This window comes from Niallia taxi, from assembly GCF_004005475.1.
Taxonomy (GTDB): Bacteria; Bacillota; Bacilli; order Bacillales; family Cytobacillaceae; genus Niallia; species Niallia taxi.
In genome coordinates this window covers 88636-108465 of sequence record NZ_RZTZ01000003.1, presented here as the reverse complement: position 1 = coordinate 108465, position 19830 = coordinate 88636, and the positions used below count along the sequence as shown (strand labels likewise).

Sequence of the window (19830 nt, the reverse complement as noted above, 5' to 3'; positions counted from 1 at the left end):
CTAGTTAATAGGAAGAAAGGACAAATGTTGAATGAGGGTAATCCTGTTTTAAGTGATAACAATCCTTCAATCTAAATTAAAATTCACTTGTTATTTTGCTCAACTAAATTGATAATAAAGATAATAGGGTTATTATGAAAAAAAATTCAGGGCTGGTATGGAAGAAACTTCTTTGGATATCATCGTAACCTTCGTTAGATCGTTTAATTTATTGGTGTCAGGAGTCCTTTTTATGGGTGAGTACAAAAATATTTTTGCTAACAAGGATGTAAAAAGATTTTTTATTCTTGTTTTGTTTGCAGCCGTTCTTTATGCAGTAAGCAGCATGATTAATTTAATTTTATTTACATTCATCTTTGCTTTTTTGATGGATCGGATTGTGCAAGTATTCTCCAAAAGACTTCCGATTAAGCGGAGCATCATTGTCATCGCCTTATATATTATTGTTATAGGAGCGCTTGTTTATGGAATTTCTGCTTACTTGCCTGTCTTTATTTATGAGATACAACAATTAGTGCGTAATATTATCCGTTTTTATATGAGGCCGAATGATAATCCGGTTATCAATTATATAATGGATACAATTAGCCGATATCAGGTATTCAGCTATTTAGAGCAAGGCTTTTCCTTTGTACTTGGTTATTTTAAAAACATAGGAAAACTTGGTCTGCAGGTCTTTTTGGCGATTATTTTAAGCCTTTTCTACCTATTAGAGAAAGAACGGCTTCAAAATTTCTCTCATAAGTTCAGTGAAAGTAAGATTGCGCCGCTCTATTTAGAATTGCAATACTTTGGACGGAAGTTTGCGGGCACTTTCGGTAAGGTAATTGAGGCACAGTTTATCATTGCTTTAGTAAACTGCGGCTTAACGACAATCTCTTTATACTTTTTAGGTTTTCCGCAGCTATTTGGAATTGCGATGATGATTTTCCTTTTAGGCTTGATTCCTGTTGCAGGTGTCATCATTTCGTTGATTCCATTATGTATCATTGCTTTTTCAATTGGTGGTATTGCGAAGGTAGTTACAGTCATCATTATCGTTATGGTTGTGCATGCTATCGAGGCGTATATACTTAATCCGAAGCTGATGTCATCTAAAACAGACTTACCAGTATTCTTTACATTTATTGTGCTGATTTTTTCAGAGCATTTTTTTGGTGTATGGGGACTGATTGTCGGAATTCCAATTTTTATTTTCCTATTGGATATTTTAGAGGTAGGAGATAAAAAGCAAAAGTAAGAAAAGGACAGGTGCGATTTTTGCACTTGTTTTTTTTATTTGTTCATACCTGTCATCTTTCGCTGGTACTCGACAAGATATGAATCAAGTAGCTGGCTGATCCTAATTGTATTGGGACTTGAGAATCCCTCATTTGATGCTGTTTTAACCAATTCGCTTCTTAACTGATCTATCATTCGCAGCAATTCCTTGATATCTTCGTTTTCCCTTGAAAGGTTTGGCATTTTGGCAGGCTCCTTGGATTTGAACTTACTTTTTGCATGTTACCAAAATAAGGGGGAAATAAAAAGTATTTTTCTGCCTGTATGACGTGAAATGAAGGAAATTAGTTCTTTTATACTGATTAGAGGCATTTGTTCAAAAAAAAGAAAGCTTAATAGCTTTCTTTTAAAAGAATACAATAATGATAATAACTGCAACTACTATCCGATAAATGGCGAATGGCACCAATTTAATTCTGTTTATTAATTGCAGGAAGAACTTGATTGAGATCAAGGCAAATATAAAAGCAGCGATAAAGCCTGCGATAAAAAACGGCAAGGCATCTGTAGTAATGTATTCCCAGTTTTTCAATAATGATAAGAAGCTTGCTCCTGCCATGATTGGCACTGCCATAATGAAGGTAAAGTCAGCTGCAGCACGATGGCTTAATCCCAGCAGCACTCCGCCTGAAATCGTTGAGCCAGAACGAGAAAAACCAGGCCATAATGCAATACATTGGAACAGGCCAATTAAAAATGCCTGCTTATTAGTAATTTGGTCGACTGTTTCAACAGTCGGCTTTTTTCTTTTTTGGGTGAAATCTGCGATTATCATTAATATTGCTCCAGCGATAAGTGCATAAACGACTGTCTCAATTCCAAAAAGCTTTGAATCAATATAATCTTCGAAAAGGAAACCAAGAATAGCTGCAGGTAATAAACCAATAATAACCTGTACAAGGCTTAATTTTGGTCCAACGATTTTCTTGCCGTTAATATCCTTTTTCAGGCCAAGCAAATTCATAAAACGGTCCCAGAAAAGAATAACAACAGCCAAGATTGAACCTAATTGGATGACAACCTTAAAGGTATTGGCTACCGCAGGGTTAAACAATTCCTCTGATTTAAGCAGCAAATCATCCACGATAATCATATGGCCAGTGGAGGAAACAGGCGCAAACTCTGTAAGCCCTTCTACTATCCCCAAGATGATGGCAACTACTATTTCCCATAAAACGTCCAAACTATCCACTCCTAATGCTTTATATGTATTTTAGTTTCTTTGGTTTCGTGTGCATGTCCTAAACTATCATAACAAATTTACCAGAAAAGAAACACTCCCATTTATTTGGGTAGCTATCACTTTTTTTATAGGATTTAGGAACTATTGTAACGTACCAATATAATGACGAGAAAAAACCTAAAAGGGTTTCACTTTAACTCCTTTTTACAATAAAATGAGAAGATATGAATAGATTAGAGGTAATGATGATGACATTGGAACATCAAGGCGCAATATCTGTCGGAGATGCATTTATAGACTATCTATCGATCGATGAGAACAACGATAAATATGATAAACGGCTTGGAGGAGCATCTGTGAATGCAGCTGTTCATTTAAGCAGGTATAAAATGGAAAGCTATTATGTCACAAAGCTAGGGTACGGCCAAGACAGTCAGTTTGTGAAAGAAGAATTAACGAAGGAGTCTGTTAAGCTTGATTATAGTGTATATACGCAAGCAAAAAAGCTTCCTTGTGTTTATATCCATTTAGATCGAAATGGCGACAGGACTTTTCATGCTTACATGAATGAAACACCTGATGATGTGCTTACCATCGAGGATATTCAAGAGGATGCTTTTGTGAACAGGCAGCTGTTCTACTTTGGATCAGGAACTTTGTTTCATGAAAAAGCTAGGGAGGCAACTGTCAAAGCTCTGGAAGCGGCTAAAAAACACGGTGCATTAATTAGCTTTGATGCAAATATCCGCTTAAAAAGATGGGAAAGGGAAGAGGATTGCAGAAGCACGATTATGTCTTTGGTACTTAATGCTGATATTATCAAGCTTTCCGAAGAAGAGCTACTTTTCTTAATGGAAGAAACCAGTCTGGAAGCTGCGCTTGAGAAGGCAACCAAAATTCCCGTTCCCCTTATCTATGTAACAGTAGGCAAAGAAGGAGCATATGTTATTTTTCAAGGACAAACAGAATTTATTAGCGGCAAAGTGGTAGACGCAATCGACACAACAGGTGCTGGTGATGCTTATATGGCAGCAGTCCTGTATTGTATCCATATGTATGGTTTTCCTGCAACCGTCAAGGCAGCAGTTGATTATGGTTATAACGGGAATATAATGGGGGCATTAGTTGCAACAAAAGCAGGTTCACTTCCTGATATCGGCAACTATTGTCATATTGTAGACGAGTTATTTATAAAGCCAGACAAAATGAAAACAGTGAAATCCAGCTTTAAATAAAGCTGGATTTTTTTATGTAATGTTTTATATCATCGAATGTTAAATATTCTGGATTATTAGTCAGAAAATTCAGTATAATAATAGGTGCAGATGATGAAGTTATTTCTTAGTTGGAGGGAAAAAAGTTGACGAATATTTTATTATCTTTAAGTGATGGCTTTATAGAGGAAAAAAGAAAGCTGGAAAAGAAATTAACAAGTCTTGGGGCAACAGTCACAAGTATTACGACAAAGAAGGAGAGCATATCTGGCTATCTTCATGATGCCGAAATAATTGTGACAGGTGTAGAAAATATGGATAGAAAGACGATAGAAGCTGCACCAAATCTTAAATATATTTCTAAGTTCGGTACTGGGATTGATAATATTGATTTAGATGCAGCAGCAGAAAGCGGCATTATTGTGACGAATACTCCGGGTCAAAATGCATCGTCTGTTGCAGATTTGACCTTCGGGTTAATGTTGTCCATTGCCAGAAATTTACCCACTTCCAATGACCTTGTTAAAAACGGTGGATGGAAGCTTCATATAGGAAATGAAATAGAAGGAAAGCGGCTAGGAATAATTGGCTTTGGAGAAATCGGGAAAAAAGTAGCGAAGAGGGCGACTGGTTTTGATATGGATATTGTCGCATTTGCAAATTATAAGGACGAAGCGGAAGCACAAAGGCTAGGGGTACAATTTGTCAGTCTTGAAGAGCTGTTAAGCACAGCGGACTATATTGTGATTAGCACAAATCTCAAAAAAGCAACCTACCATTTGATAAACGAAGAACGGCTTGCTTTAATGAAGAATTCTGCGTATTTAATCAATATTTCAAGAGGAGATCTAATAGATGAAAAGGCACTTATCCGCAGTTTAAAGGCGGAGCAGATCAAAGGAGCAGCATTAGATGTGTTTAGCAGTGAGCCGCCAGACCTAGAATTGGCTCAGCTTAACAATGTTGTCTGCACTAGTCATATCGGCGGAGCGACAGAGGAATGCTCGAACAGAATCGGGAATGCTATTTTGCATAACATTAGAAATTACTTACAAAGTGAGGAATTACAACATATAGTTACAAAAAATGACTAAAATGAATATTTTTTATAGATAATTTATTCAGAAAAATTTATTTTTTTGCTATAATGAACCTAGGTATTTTGATTTATAAGAATATTTTTATAAATAGACCAAAAGGAGTAGTTTTAATGAAAAGCAAAATAAGTAAATTTTTCAAAAGGAAAGAGGGTGGAAGTAAAAAAGCAGATTCTAAGAGAAAATGGACGATGAAGGCTAAAAAAGTAAAAACGAACAGAAAGAAAAAGAAGTTTATTTCTATTCGAAAAAAACTTATATTGTCCTTCCTTACTATTCTTCTGATTCCAAGCTTAATCATTTCTGTCGTGTCTTATATGATAGCAAAAGAAAAAATTGAGCAAAACTTGATTATCTCCTCACATGAAAGTGTCAAGTTTATCCACAATGAGATTGCTACCATAACAACAAAAAAAGAGCAGGATGCTACTTTCTTGGCAAATGCAATCAGTGGATCGATGCTTAATGGTGATAGGGATGAAATAAGAAGAATATTCACCCAGTACTTAGGGCAAAACCAAGATGTTCTCAATGTTTATTACGTGAGGGAAGACGGCGAAGTATACAGAAATGCAAACCAAGAAGTGCCTGCTGGGATGGATGCCTTAAATCAAAGCTGGTATAAGGAAGCCCTTGATTCATATGGAAATGTGGTAATGCTTCAGCCACGAGAGGATGAGCAGACTAGAAACTCTATTGTTACATTTTCAAAGGTTACATATGACAAAAAAGGCGTTATTGCCATTGATTTAAAGATTAGTTCATTAACAGATATGGTTAGAGGCTCAAAGATTGGCGAACAGGGTTATATGATTCTTCTTGATGCCCAAGGAAACTATATCTATCAGCCTAACTCAAAAGCTGATTCAAAATCGGATGACAACGCCAAATGGGTCCAGGATTTATATAAAGAAAATTCAGGCGAAGTATCTTATATCCAGGATGGGGAGGAAAAGCTTGCTATCTATGAGTCTGATTCAAAAACAGGCTGGAAAATAGCTGGCATCATGAATCAATCTGAAATTAGCAACGCATCTTCTACTATATTTTCCACGACAGGCATTGTACTGATTGCTGCACTTATTATTGGCGGAGCACTTATCTTCTATATTATTCGCTCGATAATTATGCCTTTAAAACTATTAGCTAAGAGTGCGGAACGAATTTCGGATGGTGATTTAACAGAGGATATTACAATGGAAGCAAGTGACGAGATTGGTTTGCTTGCCAAGAGCTTTGCTAGTATGCAGCATACTTTACGCGAGGTTGTGACAAATCTAACCAATTCTATGGAGCAGGTAACAGCTTCATCTGAACGGTTAGTAGCAAGTGCCGGACAAACGACAGCTGCTTCTAATCAGGTGACAACATCTGTTCAGCAAATTGCTAATGATGCTGAAAACATAACTACAAGTATTGGTCAAACATCCACTTCCATTGAGGATGTGCTTCAGGGAGTGATTAAAATAGCAGATAAGTCGACTGCTGTTGCTGCCCTTTCGAAGGATACACATCATTTGGCAGAAGAAGGCGGAGCATTTGTAGAGAAGAACTTAAAGCAAATGAAGTTTATCCATCATTCTATTACTCAATCAAATGAGGTCATCGGAGCATTAAACAACCGTTCTAAGGAAATTGGCAAAATCATTCAAGTCATTGGGTCTATTGCAGATCAAACTAATTTGCTGGCATTGAATGCTGCAATAGAATCAGCCAGAGCTGGAGAGCATGGCAAAGGATTTTCTGTTGTCGCAAATGAGGTGCGCAAGCTTGCCGAACAATCGCAAGAATCTGCGAAGCTTATCTCGTCTCTGATTGCAGACATTCAAAAAGATACAGATCAATCTGTCGTGATAATGGGCGAGGTATCCAAAAATGCAGAAGATGGGCTATCTATTTCAGAAGCAACCTCAGATAAGTTTGCCCAAATTATTAAAAGCACTAGTGACATGGGCCCGCAGATGGAGGATGTATCAGGAGCTGCACAGCAAATGTCTGCAGGCTTACAAGAGGTGTCTTCAGCTGCCAGTGATATTGCCACAATTGCTGTCGGAAATGCGGCAGGTGCAGAAGAGGTGGCAGCAGCTTCAGAAGAGCAGCTTGCCAGCATGGAAGAAATTAATGCTTCAGCAAAAGCATTAACTTTAATGGCCGAAGAACTGCTTGTGATTGTGAATAAATTTAAAGTGTAATACAAGCAACCCGCCGAATAGGCGGGTTATTTTTTTATGCGTTTCTCTAAATTGACAAACGAAAATACACTTCCATATAATTAGGTAGCCTACCTAATTATTAAAGGAGGGAATAGTTTGGAAGAGCTGCCACATAGATTGCTGCATGCAATCAGACAATTTCAGAAGTTAAGCCATACAGGTCATACAATGCATGGATTAAAACGAAGCGAAATTATGATGCTTATGGCCATAAAAAAAGGGAATCAAGGGAAGGAAAAGCATATTACCGTGACCGATTTGAGTACCGCCTTAAAGATTACCTCACCATCTGTCACACAAGTTATCAATGTATTAGAAAATTCCGGCTATGTTGAAAGGGTTAATGATCAACAGGACAGGCGAATTATGAGAATTGTATTAACAGATAAAGGAAACGATATTACTACGCAGATTTTTCAAAGGATGGAAGAAAAGTATAGTAATTTAGTTGATTTCTTAGGGGAAGAAAAAAGCAACAGTCTAATTGAATTATTAGATGAGGTTTACAGTTTCTTTTCAAAGGAAGCCAACAGAAAAGAGTAAATGAATCTAGCGAAGAATAAACTGGAGGATAATTGATGAAGAAGCTGCTGCTAGGATTAAAACCATATAAGATAGGGGTTGCCATCATATTGCTTTTGACGTTGTTCCGTGTTTTAGCGGAACTGTATTTGCCGACACTCATGGCAGATATAGTCGATTACGGTATCGTCCAGAATGATATTCAATACATGCTTGAAATAGGCGGATGGATGATTGGTGTCGCAGCGTTTGGGACAATATGTGCTTGCATCTCAAGCTTCTATTCCTCAAAGGTAGGATCATCTTTTGCAAAAGACTTAAGACAAAAGATGTTTTACAAGGTAGAGAGCTTTGGCGTAGAGGAAGCCAATCGAGTTGGCATTTCCTCTTTAATTAACAGAACAACGAATGACATCAACCAAGTACAGCAAGTGACGATGATGATATTAAGAATGGTCGTGCTTGCACCGATGATGTGCATTGGCGGAATTGTCATGGCTGTATCAAAAAATGCGAAATTATCCTTAATATTTGTAGTTGCCATTCCAGTGCTTGCACTAATTATTTATCTTGTCATCAAAAAAGGTATCCCTTTGTTTAAGGTAATGCAAGGAAAGCTTGATAACTTGAATGGAGTACTTCGAGAGAATTTAACTGGTGTTCGTGTTATCCGCTCCTTCAATAAGGAAGAATTTGAAAAGGAGCGTTTTCTTCGTGCGAACGAGGATTTGACTTCCACAGCATTAAGGGTAAACAAAATCATGGCAGTTACGATGCCGATTATGATGATTGTTCTTAACCTATCGACTGTCGCTATCATTTGGTTTGGCGGCATTCAAGTGGACAAAGGCAATATGCAAGTTGGTGATATTATGGCATTTGTACAATATGGAATGCAAATAATGTTTTCACTTATGATGGTCAGCATGATTTTTGTGATGATGCCAAGAGCATCCGCTTCAGCAGACCGTATTAATGAAATCCTCGATATTTTACCAACAATGACGGACAAGGTGTCTGACGGTGAAATGCTTAACAAAGGGGAAATTGAGTTCCGCAATGTAAGCTTTTCTTATCCTTTAGCAGAAAAGCCTGTGCTCGAAGGTCTCTCGTTTCGGTTGCAGCCTGGAAAAACAACCGCAATCATTGGCGGGACAGGCTCAGGGAAATCTACTGTTCTCCATTTAATATCAAGATTTTATGATGTTAATAATGGCGAAATCCTTGTTGATGGAAAAAACATAACAGAATACGCTCAAAGTGACCTTCGTCATGCGATAGGCTATGTACCGCAAAAAGCAGTTTTGTTTTCAGGTACTATTGCAGATAACATCCGTTATGGGAAGGAAGATGCTACAGAGAGTGAGATTCTTGAGGCACTAGAAACCTCCCAATCGAAGGAATTCGTCGATCAGCTTGAATTGGGGATTGAGTCGCAAATCTCACAAGGTGGTACAAATTTGTCTGGAGGGCAAAAGCAACGTTTGTCCATCGCAAGAGCTCTTGTAAGAAAGCCGCGAATTTACTTGTTTGATGATAGTTTTTCCGCACTTGATTATCGAACAGATGCGAATTTACGGAAAGCATTAAAGAAAGACATTACGGATGCCAATGTCATTATCGTTGCCCAAAGAGTCAGCACTATTAAAGATGCAGATACAATAATCGTGTTGGATGAAGGGAAAATCGCGGGCATTGGTACACATGAGCAATTGCTCATCAGTTGCAGCGTATACCAAGAAATTGTGAAGTCACAAGGCGTTGTGGAGGAGACAGTATGAGTGAACAACACCAAAGCAAAAATTCACCGATACCTTCGAGGGGCCACGGGGGACCGCGCCATATGCCTGTCCAAAAAGCAAGGGATGCAAAAGGCACGCTGAAGCGTCTTGCCAAATACCTTGGTGCCTATAAGCTGCAGCTATTATTTGTTATTATAGCTGCGATTCTTAGCACTGTCTTTTCTATATTTAGCCCGAAGATTTTAGCTAAGGCAATTGATAAAATCTTTAACGGGCTGATGGCTAAAATGAACGGTGTACCAGGTGCTGTCATTGACTTTGAAGCAATTGGGCAAATCTTATTATGGCTTATTGTTCTTTACATTGTTAGCTCCTTATTTATGTATATACAGCAGATTATTATGGTCAATATTTCGCAGAAGACAATATTTCAGCTGCGCCAAGAGGTACATGAAAAGCTGGAAAGACTGCCGCTCAAGTATTTTGACAGAACACCACATGGTGAAACATTAAGTAGGGCTATTAATGATATTGATAATATCAACAATACGATGCAACAAAGTGTCACACAATTAATTACATCTGTGATTACATTTGTCGGAGTTATCATTATGATGCTTACTATTAGTCCTGTTCTTGCATTAGTTTGCTTTTTGACCATTCCTTTGAGCATCTTTGCAACAGTGAAAATTGCCAAACGCTCACAGGTTCAGTTCAGAAGTCAGCAGGCAACATTAGGAGCATTGAATGGCCATATTGAGGAAATGTTCACAGGACATCAAATCGTAAAAGCATTTGGTCATGAAAAGAAAGCAATTGAAAAATTTGACGGCATTAATGATAAATTATTTGAATCAAGCTGGAAATCTCAATTTATATCAGGTCTGATCATGCCATTGATGCAATTTATCAATAATATTGGCTATGTTTTTGTAGTAGTGATAGGGGCAATTTATGCTTCAGCAGGAAGAATTACTGTCGGAGACGTCCAAGCCTTCATCCAATATGCAAGACAATTCTCGCAGCCGATTCAACAGCTCTCCAATATCTCTAATGTCATCCAATCAACCATTGCCTCTGCTGAGAGGGTGTTTGATCTATTGGATGAAGAGGAGGAAGCGAAAAATTCGGATGAGCAGAATGTCATTGACCATCCCTCTGGTGCCGTACAATTCGATTCTGTTTATTTCAGCTATAAAGAGGATGAGGAGCTTATTAAAGATTTAAACATTCAAATTAAGCCAGGACAGAAAGTAGCAATTGTAGGACCAACTGGCGCCGGAAAAACAACCCTAATCAACTTATTAATGCGGTTTTATGATCTAAATCGAGGCTCTATTAAAATTGACGATGTCGATATTTCCACAATGGAGCGAGGTCATTTACGCAGCATGTTTGGCATGGTGCTTCAGGATACTTGGTTATTCAAAGGAACAATCCGGGACAATATAGCTTATGGCAAGCAGGGTGCAACAGATGAGGAAGTGAGCAAGGCAGCTGCGCTGGCAAACGCCGAACACTTTATCCGAACATTGCCTGATGGCTATGAAACAGTTATTAACGAAGATGGTTCTAATATATCTCAAGGCCAAAAGCAATTACTTACTATTGCCAGAGCACTATTAGCAAATCCCGCTTTGCTAATTCTTGATGAAGCAACAAGCAGTGTCGACACAAGGACAGAAGCACAAATACAAGAGGCAATGGCAGAGCTTATGAAAAATCGCACGAGCTTTGTTATCGCACATAGGCTTTCCACCATTAAAGATGCAGATGTCATCCTAGTCATGAAAAACGGTCAAGTTATCGAACAAGGAAACCATGAAGAGCTGCTGCAACAAAATGGATTTTACGCAGACTTATATAACAGCCAATTTTCAGAAGTAACAGCTTAAAATTTGGCAGAAAAAACCGAGCTATGATTCGAAATTCTCTTAAAGGAGAATTTCGACATAACTCGGTTTTTTATTTTAATTACTAGCAATAATTTATCCGAAAAACTGTAAGATTTTAGTGGGGGAAGCAGAGGAGTCGATTATTAAGGGAAACAGAGACGATTTAGAAGGCGAGGATGCTCAATCTATGCCTGCGGAAAGCGAGTGGTCGCCGCGCAATGGAACGAACTAATTTTAAAGGCATACCCAAAACCATAAGTGTATATATTTCATAGTAATTCTAAGCCTATAGTCTGAGAAAAGATAATGCTAAAGTTTGTTCACCAAAACGGCAAACGTCTATATGATGAAAAGAGGGAAAAGCTTCCTATACTGAAATTTATCCTTATACAGTAATCACTAATGTGAATGGACTATTTTTTCATAAATGGAAACCTTTTGCATTGTTAAATCGTTATACAATAAAATGTATTTTTGGTGGAGGTTAAGAATGGATGAGCAGACTGTTTATTTAATACTAAGTGATACTGGCACCTTGTTCACAAGATGCATTAAGCTTTTTACAAAAAAACCGCATAACCATGCCTCTATTTCTTTTGACTCCCAGTTAGTGGAAGTTTACAGTTTTGGACGAAAGAAGCCGAATAATCCGTTTATTGGCGGATTTGTTAAAGAAAATATTAGAGATGAATTCTTCAAAAACGCATGCTGTGCCATCTATAGCATACGTGTTACGAAAGAGCAGCATGACAAGATGAAAGACATTATTAATCAGATTGAAAAAGAAAAGCATTGCTATCGCTACAACTTAATTGGTTTGTTTTTTATTATATTTAATATACCTTTTCCCCGCAAAAATGCTTTTTTCTGTTCACAATTTGTCGCTTCTGTTTTACATGAAGGCGGAGCTTTATATGGGAATAAGCATCCATCCTTGGTTACACCGTATGATTTGCTGGATGATTACAAAATGGAACATATATATGAAGGGAAACTGCAGCATTATTATTTAAAACCAGCATCTTCCTTTTAAATACATTAATAGCACTTATACCTATATTATCCCTAACCATCCAATGATGGTTTTTTTTATTTTTATTTTTTTTAAAAAGATGGTTATCAGAAAAGCTTTTGGTGAAAATATAGAAAGAAAGTAAATAACTTTTGACAAATAACTTCTCGATATAATATGATAACTTTTGTCTTACAAGACATATCGGAATTAGGAGGATTTTTCGCATGAAGAAATTCAGTTTACTGCTATGCTTATTATTAAGTTTAACAATAGCATTGGCTGCTTGTGGCAGCAATGCAGATAAAGACGATTCAAGTTCAAATGCTGGTAACAGCAGTAAGGATTTGCTCGAAAAAATAAAAAGTGATGGAAAAATTGTTGTTGGTACAGAAGGTACATATGCTCCATTCACTTTTCATGATGAAAAAACAGGTGATTTAACAGGGTTTGACGTTGAAATTGCCCAAGAAGTAGGCAAGCGTCTTGGTGTCGATGTAGAATTTAAAGAAACACAATGGGATGCAATCTTTGCAGGGCTTGATGCAAAACGTTTTGACATGATCGCAAACCAAGTAGGTATCAATGATGAGAGAAAAGAGAAATATCTATTCTCTGATCCATATATCTCCTCTACAGCAGTTTTAGTAACAAAGTCTGATTCAGACATTAAAAGCTTTGAGGATCTTAAAGGCAAGAAATCAGCTCAGTCACTAACAAGCAACTATGCGAAAACAGCAGAGTCTTACGGTGCTGAACTTGTCGGTATTGATGGCTTTAACCAAGCGGTTGAATTGCTGAACTCTGGCCGTGTTGATGCAACAGTCAATGATAAACTGTCCTTCTTAGATTATAAAAAGCAAAAGCCTGACGCAGATATCGTTATTGCAGATACAGCAGATGATGTGGCACAAAGTGGTTTAATGTTTAGAAAAGACAGCGAATCATTAGTAACTGAGGTTAATAAAGCACTTACAGATATGATCGATGATGGCACATACAAAAAAATATCTGAGAAATGGTTCGGGGAAGATGTTCTTAAATAATATCTTTACAGATCCTGAGCAGCTTCAACGTTATACGGATATAGCAACAAGTTCCCTTCTGCCTTTGCTGAAGGGGGCCTTTTTGTATTCGTTGCCTTTAGCCATTGTGTCATTCATCATCGGTCTTGTGCTCGCGGTGCTAACCGCCCTTGCGCGTTTATCTAGCGTAAAGATTTTTCAAATCATTGCCCGTGTATATGTGTCCATTATTAGAGGTACACCGTTATTAGTACAACTTTTTATTATCTTTTACGGTCTTCCTAATTTAAGTGAGAATCTCACAATAGACCCAGTTCCGGCAGCTATCATTGGATTTTCTTTGAATGTCGGCGCATATGCATCAGAAATTGTCCGTGCATCGATTTCGAGCATTTCAAAGGGACAATGGGAGGCAGGCTATTCTATTGGAATGACATACGGACAGAACTTAAAAAGAATTATTCTGCCACAAGCAGCTCGTGTTTCACTGCCGCCATTATCAAACACATTCATCAGCTTGATAAAGGATACCTCCCTTGCGGCACTTATCCTTGTTACGGAAATGTTCCGAAAAGCGCAGGAGATTGCAAGTACTAACTATGAGTTTTTACTGCTGTATTCAGAAGTGGCTTTGCTATATTGGCTGATTTGTTTTCCGCTATCAATTGTCCAGCAAAGGCTCGAGGATCGCTTCAGCAGGCATTTGCTTAAATAGACACCATAATTGCAGAAAGGAGGATGCCAAATGATTAAAATTACAGGCTTATCCAAAAGCTTTGGAGAGCTGGAGGTTTTAAAGGACATTAGTTTAGATGTAGAAAAAGGGAAAGTGATTGTTGTGATTGGACCATCGGGTTCAGGGAAAACAACAATGCTTCGCTGTTTAAACCTCCTTGAAACACCATCTGGGGGAACGATTGCTATTAGTAATAAAAGCATTGATTTCTCTCAGAGGGTTTCCAAAAAAGAAGTAACAGAATTTCGTAAGCTGACAGGTATGGTATTCCAAGGCTATAACCTGTTCCCTCATAAGACAGCATTACAAAATGTAATGGAGGGACCAGTCATTGTCAAAAAAGAAGATAAGGAAAAGGCACGGAAAAAGGCAGAACAGCTTCTCGCTAAGGTTGGCTTGGCAGATAAGCTCGACTTTTACCCTTATCAGCTTTCAGGAGGACAGCAGCAGCGTGTTGGTATTGCGCGAGCGCTTGCGATGGAGCCTGAAGTAATGCTTTTTGATGAGCCAACATCAGCACTAGACCCAGAGCTTGTCGGTGAAGTATTGAAAGTAATGAAGGATCTTGCAAGAGAAGGAATGACGATGATTGTTGTTACACATGAGATGAAGTTTGCCAGAGAAGTAGCAGACGAGGTCTTATTTATGGATGGCGGCTATATCGTAGAAAAGGCAACTCCTGAAGAATTTTTCTCTAATCCGAAGGAAGACAGAACAAAAAGATTTCTGCAGTTGCTTCAATAAAAAAAAGAGATATTCGGCTAAAAAATCCTTAGGGGGGATGATTGCCTAATATCTCTTTAACAAAAGGGGGAATTACACTTTGTAATATCATTGTGGTCTCCCTTTTTGATTTTTATACATCCATTCTAAAATAAATTTATTCGCCACGTATTTTTTGATGAATAACTTCATCCTCCAGCAAATTAATGAAGGAAAGCACAATGCCAGCAATTAGAGCGGCAATCGTATACACGGAAATATCTGTTATGATATAGAACAAAAGTGTGCTGATAAACGTCCAAACCATACAAAACTGGACACTTGACAGCTTTTTGAGTTTTTCCAAGTGAAGCCCCTCCTAACAGCGACCAACAATATTCAAGCTTTTCACCCCATACAGTATATGGCGAGACCATTCTCTTTAGAAGACAGATATGGACATGCATCATTTTTTTTATTAGGGGCTTGCCCTTTTTTAGAATAAAACAGGATAAGCCCTCACTTTTCCTCTGAAAAAGCATATCTAATAAGTATAAGGAATAGCTTGTATCATCTTTTCCGAAAGAGTTACAGCGCTTTTCTTTATACCGTAACCCCATAACCTCCTCTCACTTTTGAGCATTATGTGCATGCACATAATGCTCCTTTTTTTTGTTTAACTAGTAAGAAAGTTCTAATAAATAGCTAAATAAATCAAATGAGATGACCGATAAAATAAATATATGCTATATTGTACCTATGAGTATTAGGTATTATATCCTATAAAATAAAAAGTTAGGGCGGTTTAAAATGAAAAAGAAAAATCTGTTTCATAGTTTACGGACAAAAATAGCTTTCATTATTGTTTTAGCTACAATGATAAGCACGCCTATATCCATACAATTGAATGATATGCTTAGGAATGCAGGAATCTTCGCACCAGAATTAGGGATGGTCATAAATACGGTCATCAACCTCGTGTTTACAACCTTAATTGCGTCTTTATTCACACGCAGAATTATTATCAAGCCAATTAAAAATCTGCTTGCCGCAACGAAGGAGATTCGAACAGGAAATCTTGACATTGACCTTCAAAAGAAATCAAATGATGAAATTGGTCAATTAACTGACGAGTTTGTGTTAATGAAAGATTCGATTAAAACGATGGTAGATAAAGTAAATGAAACTGCTGGAATAGTTAATTCATCTGCAGAAACACTTACAGCTAATACAGTAGAAACAAGTCATGTATCAGAGCAGATTTCTTCGGCAATACAAAGTGTTGCTGTTGGTTCTGAAGAACAAACAAAGGGTATGGAAAGTGTCGCAGACGCTGTCTCTGTAGTAAATAGTGAAATAATGGATATTGCCAAAAATACAGAAGAGATGGTTCAAGCATCGAATGACACAGTTATTAAGGCGAAAGAAGGACAAGAGGTTGTTGAAAGCACTGTTAAACAAATGAGTCTTATCCAAAATTCAGTCAAAGAATCAAACCAAACAATTGAGCTTCTGCAGGAGCGCTCACAAGAGATTGGTCAATTCTTAAATGTAATCACAGAAATTGCTGATCAGACTAACCTGTTGGCTCTTAATGCAGCTATTGAAGCAGCAAGAGCAGGAGAAGCTGGGAAAGGATTTGCTGTTGTTGCAGAGGAAGTCAGAAAGCTTGCTGAACAATCTAATCAATCAGCTAAACAGATTGCAGTACTCGTTAATGAAATTCAAAAAGATACGTTAACCTCTGTTAAAACGATGAGAAGAGTAACAGATGAAGTGAAAGACGGCATAAATATAACAAACAATACGAAGGAAAAATTCAACGTCATTTCTAGCAGTATGGAGAATATGAGTGATCAGATGAAAAACATCCTCGCTGCAGCGAAAAACATCAATGCCAGTATTGTTGAAGTGGCCGGATCCGTTGATCAAGTCACAACCATTGCAAAAGAAAACAGCCAAAATTCCATGAATGTATCAGCTTCTTCCCAAGAACAATTAGCAGCAATCGAAGAAATAACAGTATCCACACAATCCCTTGCACAAATCGCAGACGACCTAGTGGAAGTAGTAAAGATATATCATAAGTAAGAATGGGGCGTAACTATCCAGACCAAAATTAATAGGCTGGGACAAGTTGTTAAGGCCAAGCTAAAACTGAGCTATTTAATCGATTGCAGAATTATCGATTAATAGTTCAGTTTTTTTTGTGTTTTAGTCTATGCAAAAAACAAAAACCATAGTGGAATGGAGCGGAGCCTACTCGACTCCTGCGGGAAATAGAGGAAAGGATGAGACCCCGCAGGCGAAGCCGAGGAAGCTCCATTCCTCCCTGCAATGGATGGAACATGATATTTTAAGGGAGACTTAAGCTAGGAAGGATATATTATACATCTACAAGCGGAATGAAGATTTTTCTTCCATTAAATTTTAAAAATACAAAGTGGAATAATCTGGAGGATTACATTAAAATTTCATTAAATCCCTTGTCGAAAGTTGTTATTTCCTGCAATTACAAATATAATGAAGAATTGTATAAACTATTATGTAGGTTACTCTTTTTTTTACCATTTAACTTAAGTTTTCACATATTCGAGGAGCAATGAGAAATGACCCCAAACAGGAATACATCAAAAATAGACTTTACACTTGTACTTATATTAATGCTGTTAAGCTTGGCGAGTCTTGTTGCCATTTATAGTGCCAATTCGAGTTTTGTCATTAAACAAGTTGTCTTTTATGTAATTGGAACGGCAATTATAGCGGGAATTATGCAATTGGATTCAGATCAGCTAAAAAAACTGTCCTGGTATTTATATGGATTTGGACTTGTGCTCCTTTTGCTGTTAATTGTCGCACCTTCTAGTATTGCTCGTGAAATCAATGGTGCGAAAAGCTGGTTTACACTGCCCGGCTTCTCTTTACAGCCTTCTGAGTTTGTTAAAGTCTTTTTAATCTTAACCTTATCTAAGATTATTGTGGACCATCAGGAAAAGCATATCTCAAAGACTACCCAGAGCGATTTCTTATTGCTGCTGAAAATCGGCGGGATTACATTTGTACCATTGCTGCTTGTTATGCAGCAGCCTGATTTAGGTACATCACTTGTACTTATTGCCATAATGGTCGGGATGATTTTTATATCAGGTATCTCTTGGAAAATAATAACTCCTATATTTGGCGGCGGAATAACACTAGCCACTGGAGTATTATATATGGTAATTTGGCATCCAGAGTGGCTGAAGAAATATTTAGGTGTGCAGGAATACCAATTTGGAAGAATTTATTCATGGTTAGACCCATATAACTATCAAAGCTCTACTGGTTATCATTTGACACAATCCTTACTTGCGATAGGATCAGGACAGACGACAGGAAAAGGGATTGGCACAAGTGAAGTTGTTCTGCCAGAAAATCACACAGACTTTATCTTCAGTGTTGTCGGAGAGGAATTTGGATTTATTGGTGCGAGTGTTATCATAAGTTTATTTTTCCTTCTGATCTATCACATAACCAAAGTCGCACTTGAAACGAAAAACTCCTTTTACACATGTATTTGTGTTGGTGTTATTAGTATGATTACCTTCCATGTATTCCAAAATATTGGTATGACTGTTGGAGTATTACCGATAACAGGTATCCCATTGCCATTTATAAGCTATGGAGGAAGCTCCTTGCTTGGAAATATGTTGGCAATTGGACTTATCTTCTCCATCCGCTTCCATTATAAAAAGTATATGTTCTCAAGTGATGAATAAAATTGGCAACAAAAAAGATGTCCTTTTCTTAGGACATCTTTTTTTCTAGTACTGGCTCAGGGTCTATTATTTTTTTATGAGGGGGAAAAATAATAGGTGAGACCACTAGTGCGGTTTAATCAATATTGATAATCATTATCAATTGATTTAAATTTATAATAAAATATAATGAACTTAATGTCAAATGAAAAAAGAGGAGGATACAAGTTTGGATAAAGAATTTCTCGAACAGTTTGATTCATTAGTGACAAAATATACAGAGCTGTTGCTTGGGGCAGATCAGGAGCATCTAAAAAAGGAAGTGGAGATTTGGATGCTTTACAATCATATGGCAAAATCGATGCCAAGTTTAGTTAAGCATTGGAATGGCCAATTTCCTGAAGCAAAGCAGCAAATTGTAGGCATGATTAGTGAAATAAAAAAATTAAATGATTTTCAAAAACAAAAAACAAAATAAATCATATGATGCTAGTAGGAGGACAACTATTCCGTTGTCCTTGCTACTAGCTTTTTTAAATTTATTGCAAGCCGCCGTTTCCGTTAGGAAACTGTGACTCATACCCTTTAAACTGTTGAAAGGATTGCTGCAATTTTTGCTGATCTGCTGATTCGAGCTTATACCAGCCTTCACGAAACATAAGATCATACAGCTCTCTCTGCATGTTTTGTGTTTCGGTAAAGATGCTGAGCAAATCCTGATACAGTACTTCATTGCTTGCTTCATTAAGGGCTGTTGAATAAGAAGCAGTCATGTATTTTTCTGTTGCCAGTAGATCATTAATGAAATCTCTATCGTTCATTTGTGGAGTTTTCGCTACTTGTTTTTCCGGATTTTGAACTTTTTGCTGATTCATTCTTTACCTCCGTTCACTGCTGCTGCAGTCCTGACGTTTGAGTTTGATTTGTGTCATTCAAGTGAGCCAGTATTTTCTCATAATGCTTCTGGTGCATTTGAGCACATTTTTCTGCTTGCCGTTTAATATTGGCATCTTGAATATTTTGAGCAAAAAAATGAGCCTTTTTTATGGCGAGAAGATTCCAAGAAAGCATATCTGTCAAATACAAGGAGTCTTTGACTGTAACCATTACAGGCGGTTGCATCATTATTCCTTGGCTTTGGTTCATATTGTTAATTGATTGCTGTTGCATTAATGTACCTCCATTTCCTAATAAAAAATATGAAAAAATGCCAATCCTTATTTTTTATACTGGTTGTTTTGGCTATTCCTTTTGCCGCCGCCATCACTTTCCACTGTCGGTCCAGCATCTCCCTTTACACTTGCAGCACTAACTCCACCTTTAGAAGGATTTTTTTTCATCTTGGCCATAATACTCACCCCCTCATACCTTTTTAGGATTGCCTATTTAGACGGTTTTAAAGATTAAACTTTTTCTTTTCGGCAAATGGGATTAAAATCCGCATATGTTTATTGAGAAGTTCATAATTGTT

At 37.4% G+C, this 19830-nt stretch carries 20 protein-coding genes; 14 read left to right on the top strand and 6 right to left on the bottom strand.

The window, feature by feature from the left end; all coding sequences use genetic code 11:
* Positions 1 to 232: 232 nt before the first annotated feature.
* Positions 233 to 1240: an AI-2E family transporter gene (locus tag EM808_RS09925; protein WP_127738057.1), complete on the top strand. Its 1008-nt coding sequence runs from the start codon at positions 233 to 235 to the stop codon at positions 1238 to 1240.
* Between the two features lie 35 nt (positions 1241 to 1275).
* Here the strand turns inward: EM808_RS09925 and EM808_RS09920 are convergent, their stop codons facing one another.
* Complete coding sequence (locus tag EM808_RS09920) at positions 1276 to 1464, bottom strand: aspartyl-phosphate phosphatase Spo0E family protein (RefSeq protein WP_127738056.1); 189 nt, start codon at positions 1462 to 1464, stop codon at positions 1276 to 1278.
* A 163-nt stretch (positions 1465 to 1627) separates the two neighbouring features.
* Entirely contained in the window at positions 1628 to 2464 is an 837-nt protein-coding gene (locus EM808_RS09915; RefSeq protein ID WP_127738055.1) for an undecaprenyl-diphosphate phosphatase, read from the bottom strand.
* 224 nt (positions 2465 to 2688) lie between these two features.
* On the opposite strand from EM808_RS09915, the gene EM808_RS09910 reads away from it, so the two are divergent.
* From EM808_RS09910 to EM808_RS09865, 10 genes are all read left to right on the top strand, one after another.
* The gene (locus EM808_RS09910) at positions 2689 to 3699 is read left to right on the top strand and encodes a carbohydrate kinase family protein (RefSeq protein WP_127738054.1); all 1011 of its coding nucleotides are present in this window, start codon (positions 2689 to 2691) and stop codon (positions 3697 to 3699) included.
* 125 nt (positions 3700 to 3824) lie between these two features.
* The gene (locus tag EM808_RS09905; RefSeq protein ID WP_164849620.1) at positions 3825 to 4772 is read left to right on the top strand and encodes a phosphoglycerate dehydrogenase; all 948 of its coding nucleotides are present in this window, start codon (positions 3825 to 3827) and stop codon (positions 4770 to 4772) included.
* A gap of 116 nt (positions 4773 to 4888) precedes the next feature.
* Positions 4889 to 6967, top strand: coding sequence for a methyl-accepting chemotaxis protein (locus EM808_RS09900; protein WP_164849619.1), 2079 nt, complete (start codon positions 4889 to 4891; stop codon positions 6965 to 6967).
* 117 nt (positions 6968 to 7084) lie between these two features.
* Positions 7085 to 7531 (top strand): MarR family winged helix-turn-helix transcriptional regulator, encoded by a 447-nt coding sequence (locus EM808_RS09895; protein ID WP_127738051.1) that lies wholly within the window; start codon positions 7085 to 7087, stop codon positions 7529 to 7531.
* Positions 7532 to 7566: 35 nt separating this feature from the next.
* On the top strand, positions 7567 to 9291 hold the full coding sequence (locus EM808_RS09890; RefSeq protein WP_127738050.1) for an ABC transporter ATP-binding protein: 1725 nt from the start codon (positions 7567 to 7569) through the stop codon (positions 9289 to 9291).
* Complete coding sequence (locus EM808_RS09885) at positions 9288 to 11147, top strand: ABC transporter ATP-binding protein (protein WP_127738049.1); 1860 nt, start codon at positions 9288 to 9290, stop codon at positions 11145 to 11147. The genes EM808_RS09890 and EM808_RS09885 overlap by 4 nt, the downstream gene beginning before the upstream one ends.
* Positions 11148 to 11637: 490 nt before the next feature.
* Positions 11638 to 12180 (top strand): C40 family peptidase, encoded by a 543-nt coding sequence (locus tag EM808_RS09880; protein WP_127738048.1) that lies wholly within the window; start codon positions 11638 to 11640, stop codon positions 12178 to 12180.
* 206 nt (positions 12181 to 12386) lie between these two features.
* Positions 12387 to 13205: an amino acid ABC transporter substrate-binding protein gene (locus tag EM808_RS09875; RefSeq protein ID WP_127738047.1), complete on the top strand. Its 819-nt coding sequence runs from the start codon at positions 12387 to 12389 to the stop codon at positions 13203 to 13205.
* Positions 13192 to 13899 (top strand): amino acid ABC transporter permease, encoded by a 708-nt coding sequence (locus EM808_RS09870; RefSeq protein WP_127738046.1) that lies wholly within the window; start codon positions 13192 to 13194, stop codon positions 13897 to 13899. The genes EM808_RS09875 and EM808_RS09870 overlap by 14 nt, the downstream gene beginning before the upstream one ends.
* A gap of 30 nt (positions 13900 to 13929) precedes the next feature.
* Positions 13930 to 14664 (top strand): amino acid ABC transporter ATP-binding protein, encoded by a 735-nt coding sequence (locus EM808_RS09865; protein ID WP_127738045.1) that lies wholly within the window; start codon positions 13930 to 13932, stop codon positions 14662 to 14664.
* Positions 14665 to 14800: 136 nt separating this feature from the next.
* Here the strand turns inward: EM808_RS09865 and EM808_RS09860 are convergent, their stop codons facing one another.
* Positions 14801 to 14989 (bottom strand): hypothetical protein, encoded by a 189-nt coding sequence (locus EM808_RS09860; protein ID WP_127738044.1) that lies wholly within the window; start codon positions 14987 to 14989, stop codon positions 14801 to 14803.
* Positions 14990 to 15432: 443 nt separating this feature from the next.
* On the opposite strand from EM808_RS09860, the gene EM808_RS09855 reads away from it, so the two are divergent.
* From EM808_RS09855 to EM808_RS09845, 3 genes are all read left to right on the top strand, one after another.
* Entirely contained in the window at positions 15433 to 16713 is a 1281-nt protein-coding gene (locus EM808_RS09855; protein WP_127738043.1) for a methyl-accepting chemotaxis protein, read from the top strand.
* Positions 16714 to 17231: 518 nt separating this feature from the next.
* A complete protein-coding gene (rodA, locus tag EM808_RS09850) occupies positions 17232 to 18380 on the top strand; it encodes a rod shape-determining protein RodA (protein WP_127738042.1) in 1149 nt (382 codons plus the stop codon).
* Positions 18381 to 18588: 208 nt separating this feature from the next.
* Entirely contained in the window at positions 18589 to 18837 is a 249-nt protein-coding gene (locus tag EM808_RS09845) for a DUF2573 family protein (protein WP_127738041.1), read from the top strand.
* A 61-nt stretch (positions 18838 to 18898) separates the two neighbouring features.
* Here the strand turns inward: EM808_RS09845 and EM808_RS09840 are convergent, their stop codons facing one another.
* The 3 genes from EM808_RS09840 to EM808_RS09830 are packed head-to-tail and all read right to left on the bottom strand — an operon-like array spanning position 18899 to position 19708.
* Positions 18899 to 19234: a spore coat protein gene (locus tag EM808_RS09840; protein ID WP_127738040.1), complete on the bottom strand. Its 336-nt coding sequence runs from the start codon at positions 19232 to 19234 to the stop codon at positions 18899 to 18901.
* Between the two features lie 13 nt (positions 19235 to 19247).
* The gene (locus tag EM808_RS09835) at positions 19248 to 19529 is read right to left on the bottom strand and encodes a hypothetical protein (RefSeq protein WP_127738039.1); all 282 of its coding nucleotides are present in this window, start codon (positions 19527 to 19529) and stop codon (positions 19248 to 19250) included.
* A gap of 47 nt (positions 19530 to 19576) precedes the next feature.
* Complete coding sequence (locus EM808_RS09830; RefSeq protein ID WP_127738038.1) at positions 19577 to 19708, bottom strand: YuzL family protein; 132 nt, start codon at positions 19706 to 19708, stop codon at positions 19577 to 19579.
* Between the last annotated feature and the right edge of the window lie 122 nt (positions 19709 to 19830).

Excerpts from the sequence above, each read along its gene's own strand:
- EM808_RS09925 (WP_127738057.1), top strand. The coding sequence starts at position 233 with ATGGGTGAGTACAAAAATATTTTTGCTAACAAGGATGTAAAAAGATTT.
- EM808_RS09920 (WP_127738056.1), bottom strand. The coding sequence starts at position 1,464 with ATGCCAAACCTTTCAAGGGAAAACGAAGATATCAAGGAATTGCTGCGA.
- EM808_RS09910 (WP_127738054.1), top strand. The coding sequence starts at position 2,689 with ATGAATAGATTAGAGGTAATGATGATGACATTGGAACATCAAGGCGCA.
- EM808_RS09900 (WP_164849619.1), top strand. The coding sequence starts at position 4,889 with ATGAAAAGCAAAATAAGTAAATTTTTCAAAAGGAAAGAGGGTGGAAGT.
- EM808_RS09890 (WP_127738050.1), top strand. The coding sequence starts at position 7,567 with ATGAAGAAGCTGCTGCTAGGATTAAAACCATATAAGATAGGGGTTGCC.
- EM808_RS09885 (WP_127738049.1), top strand. The coding sequence starts at position 9,288 with ATGAGTGAACAACACCAAAGCAAAAATTCACCGATACCTTCGAGGGGC.
- EM808_RS09880 (WP_127738048.1), top strand. The coding sequence starts at position 11,638 with ATGGATGAGCAGACTGTTTATTTAATACTAAGTGATACTGGCACCTTG.
- EM808_RS09875 (WP_127738047.1), top strand. The coding sequence starts at position 12,387 with ATGAAGAAATTCAGTTTACTGCTATGCTTATTATTAAGTTTAACAATA.
- EM808_RS09870 (WP_127738046.1), top strand. The coding sequence starts at position 13,192 with ATGTTCTTAAATAATATCTTTACAGATCCTGAGCAGCTTCAACGTTAT.
- EM808_RS09865 (WP_127738045.1), top strand. The coding sequence starts at position 13,930 with ATGATTAAAATTACAGGCTTATCCAAAAGCTTTGGAGAGCTGGAGGTT.
- EM808_RS09855 (WP_127738043.1), top strand. The coding sequence starts at position 15,433 with ATGAAAAAGAAAAATCTGTTTCATAGTTTACGGACAAAAATAGCTTTC.
- rodA (WP_127738042.1), top strand. The coding sequence starts at position 17,232 with ATGACCCCAAACAGGAATACATCAAAAATAGACTTTACACTTGTACTT.
- EM808_RS09840 (WP_127738040.1), bottom strand. The coding sequence starts at position 19,234 with ATGAATCAGCAAAAAGTTCAAAATCCGGAAAAACAAGTAGCGAAAACT.
- EM808_RS09835 (WP_127738039.1), bottom strand. The coding sequence starts at position 19,529 with ATGCAACAGCAATCAATTAACAATATGAACCAAAGCCAAGGAATAATG.
- EM808_RS09830 (WP_127738038.1), bottom strand. The coding sequence starts at position 19,708 with ATGGCCAAGATGAAAAAAAATCCTTCTAAAGGTGGAGTTAGTGCTGCA.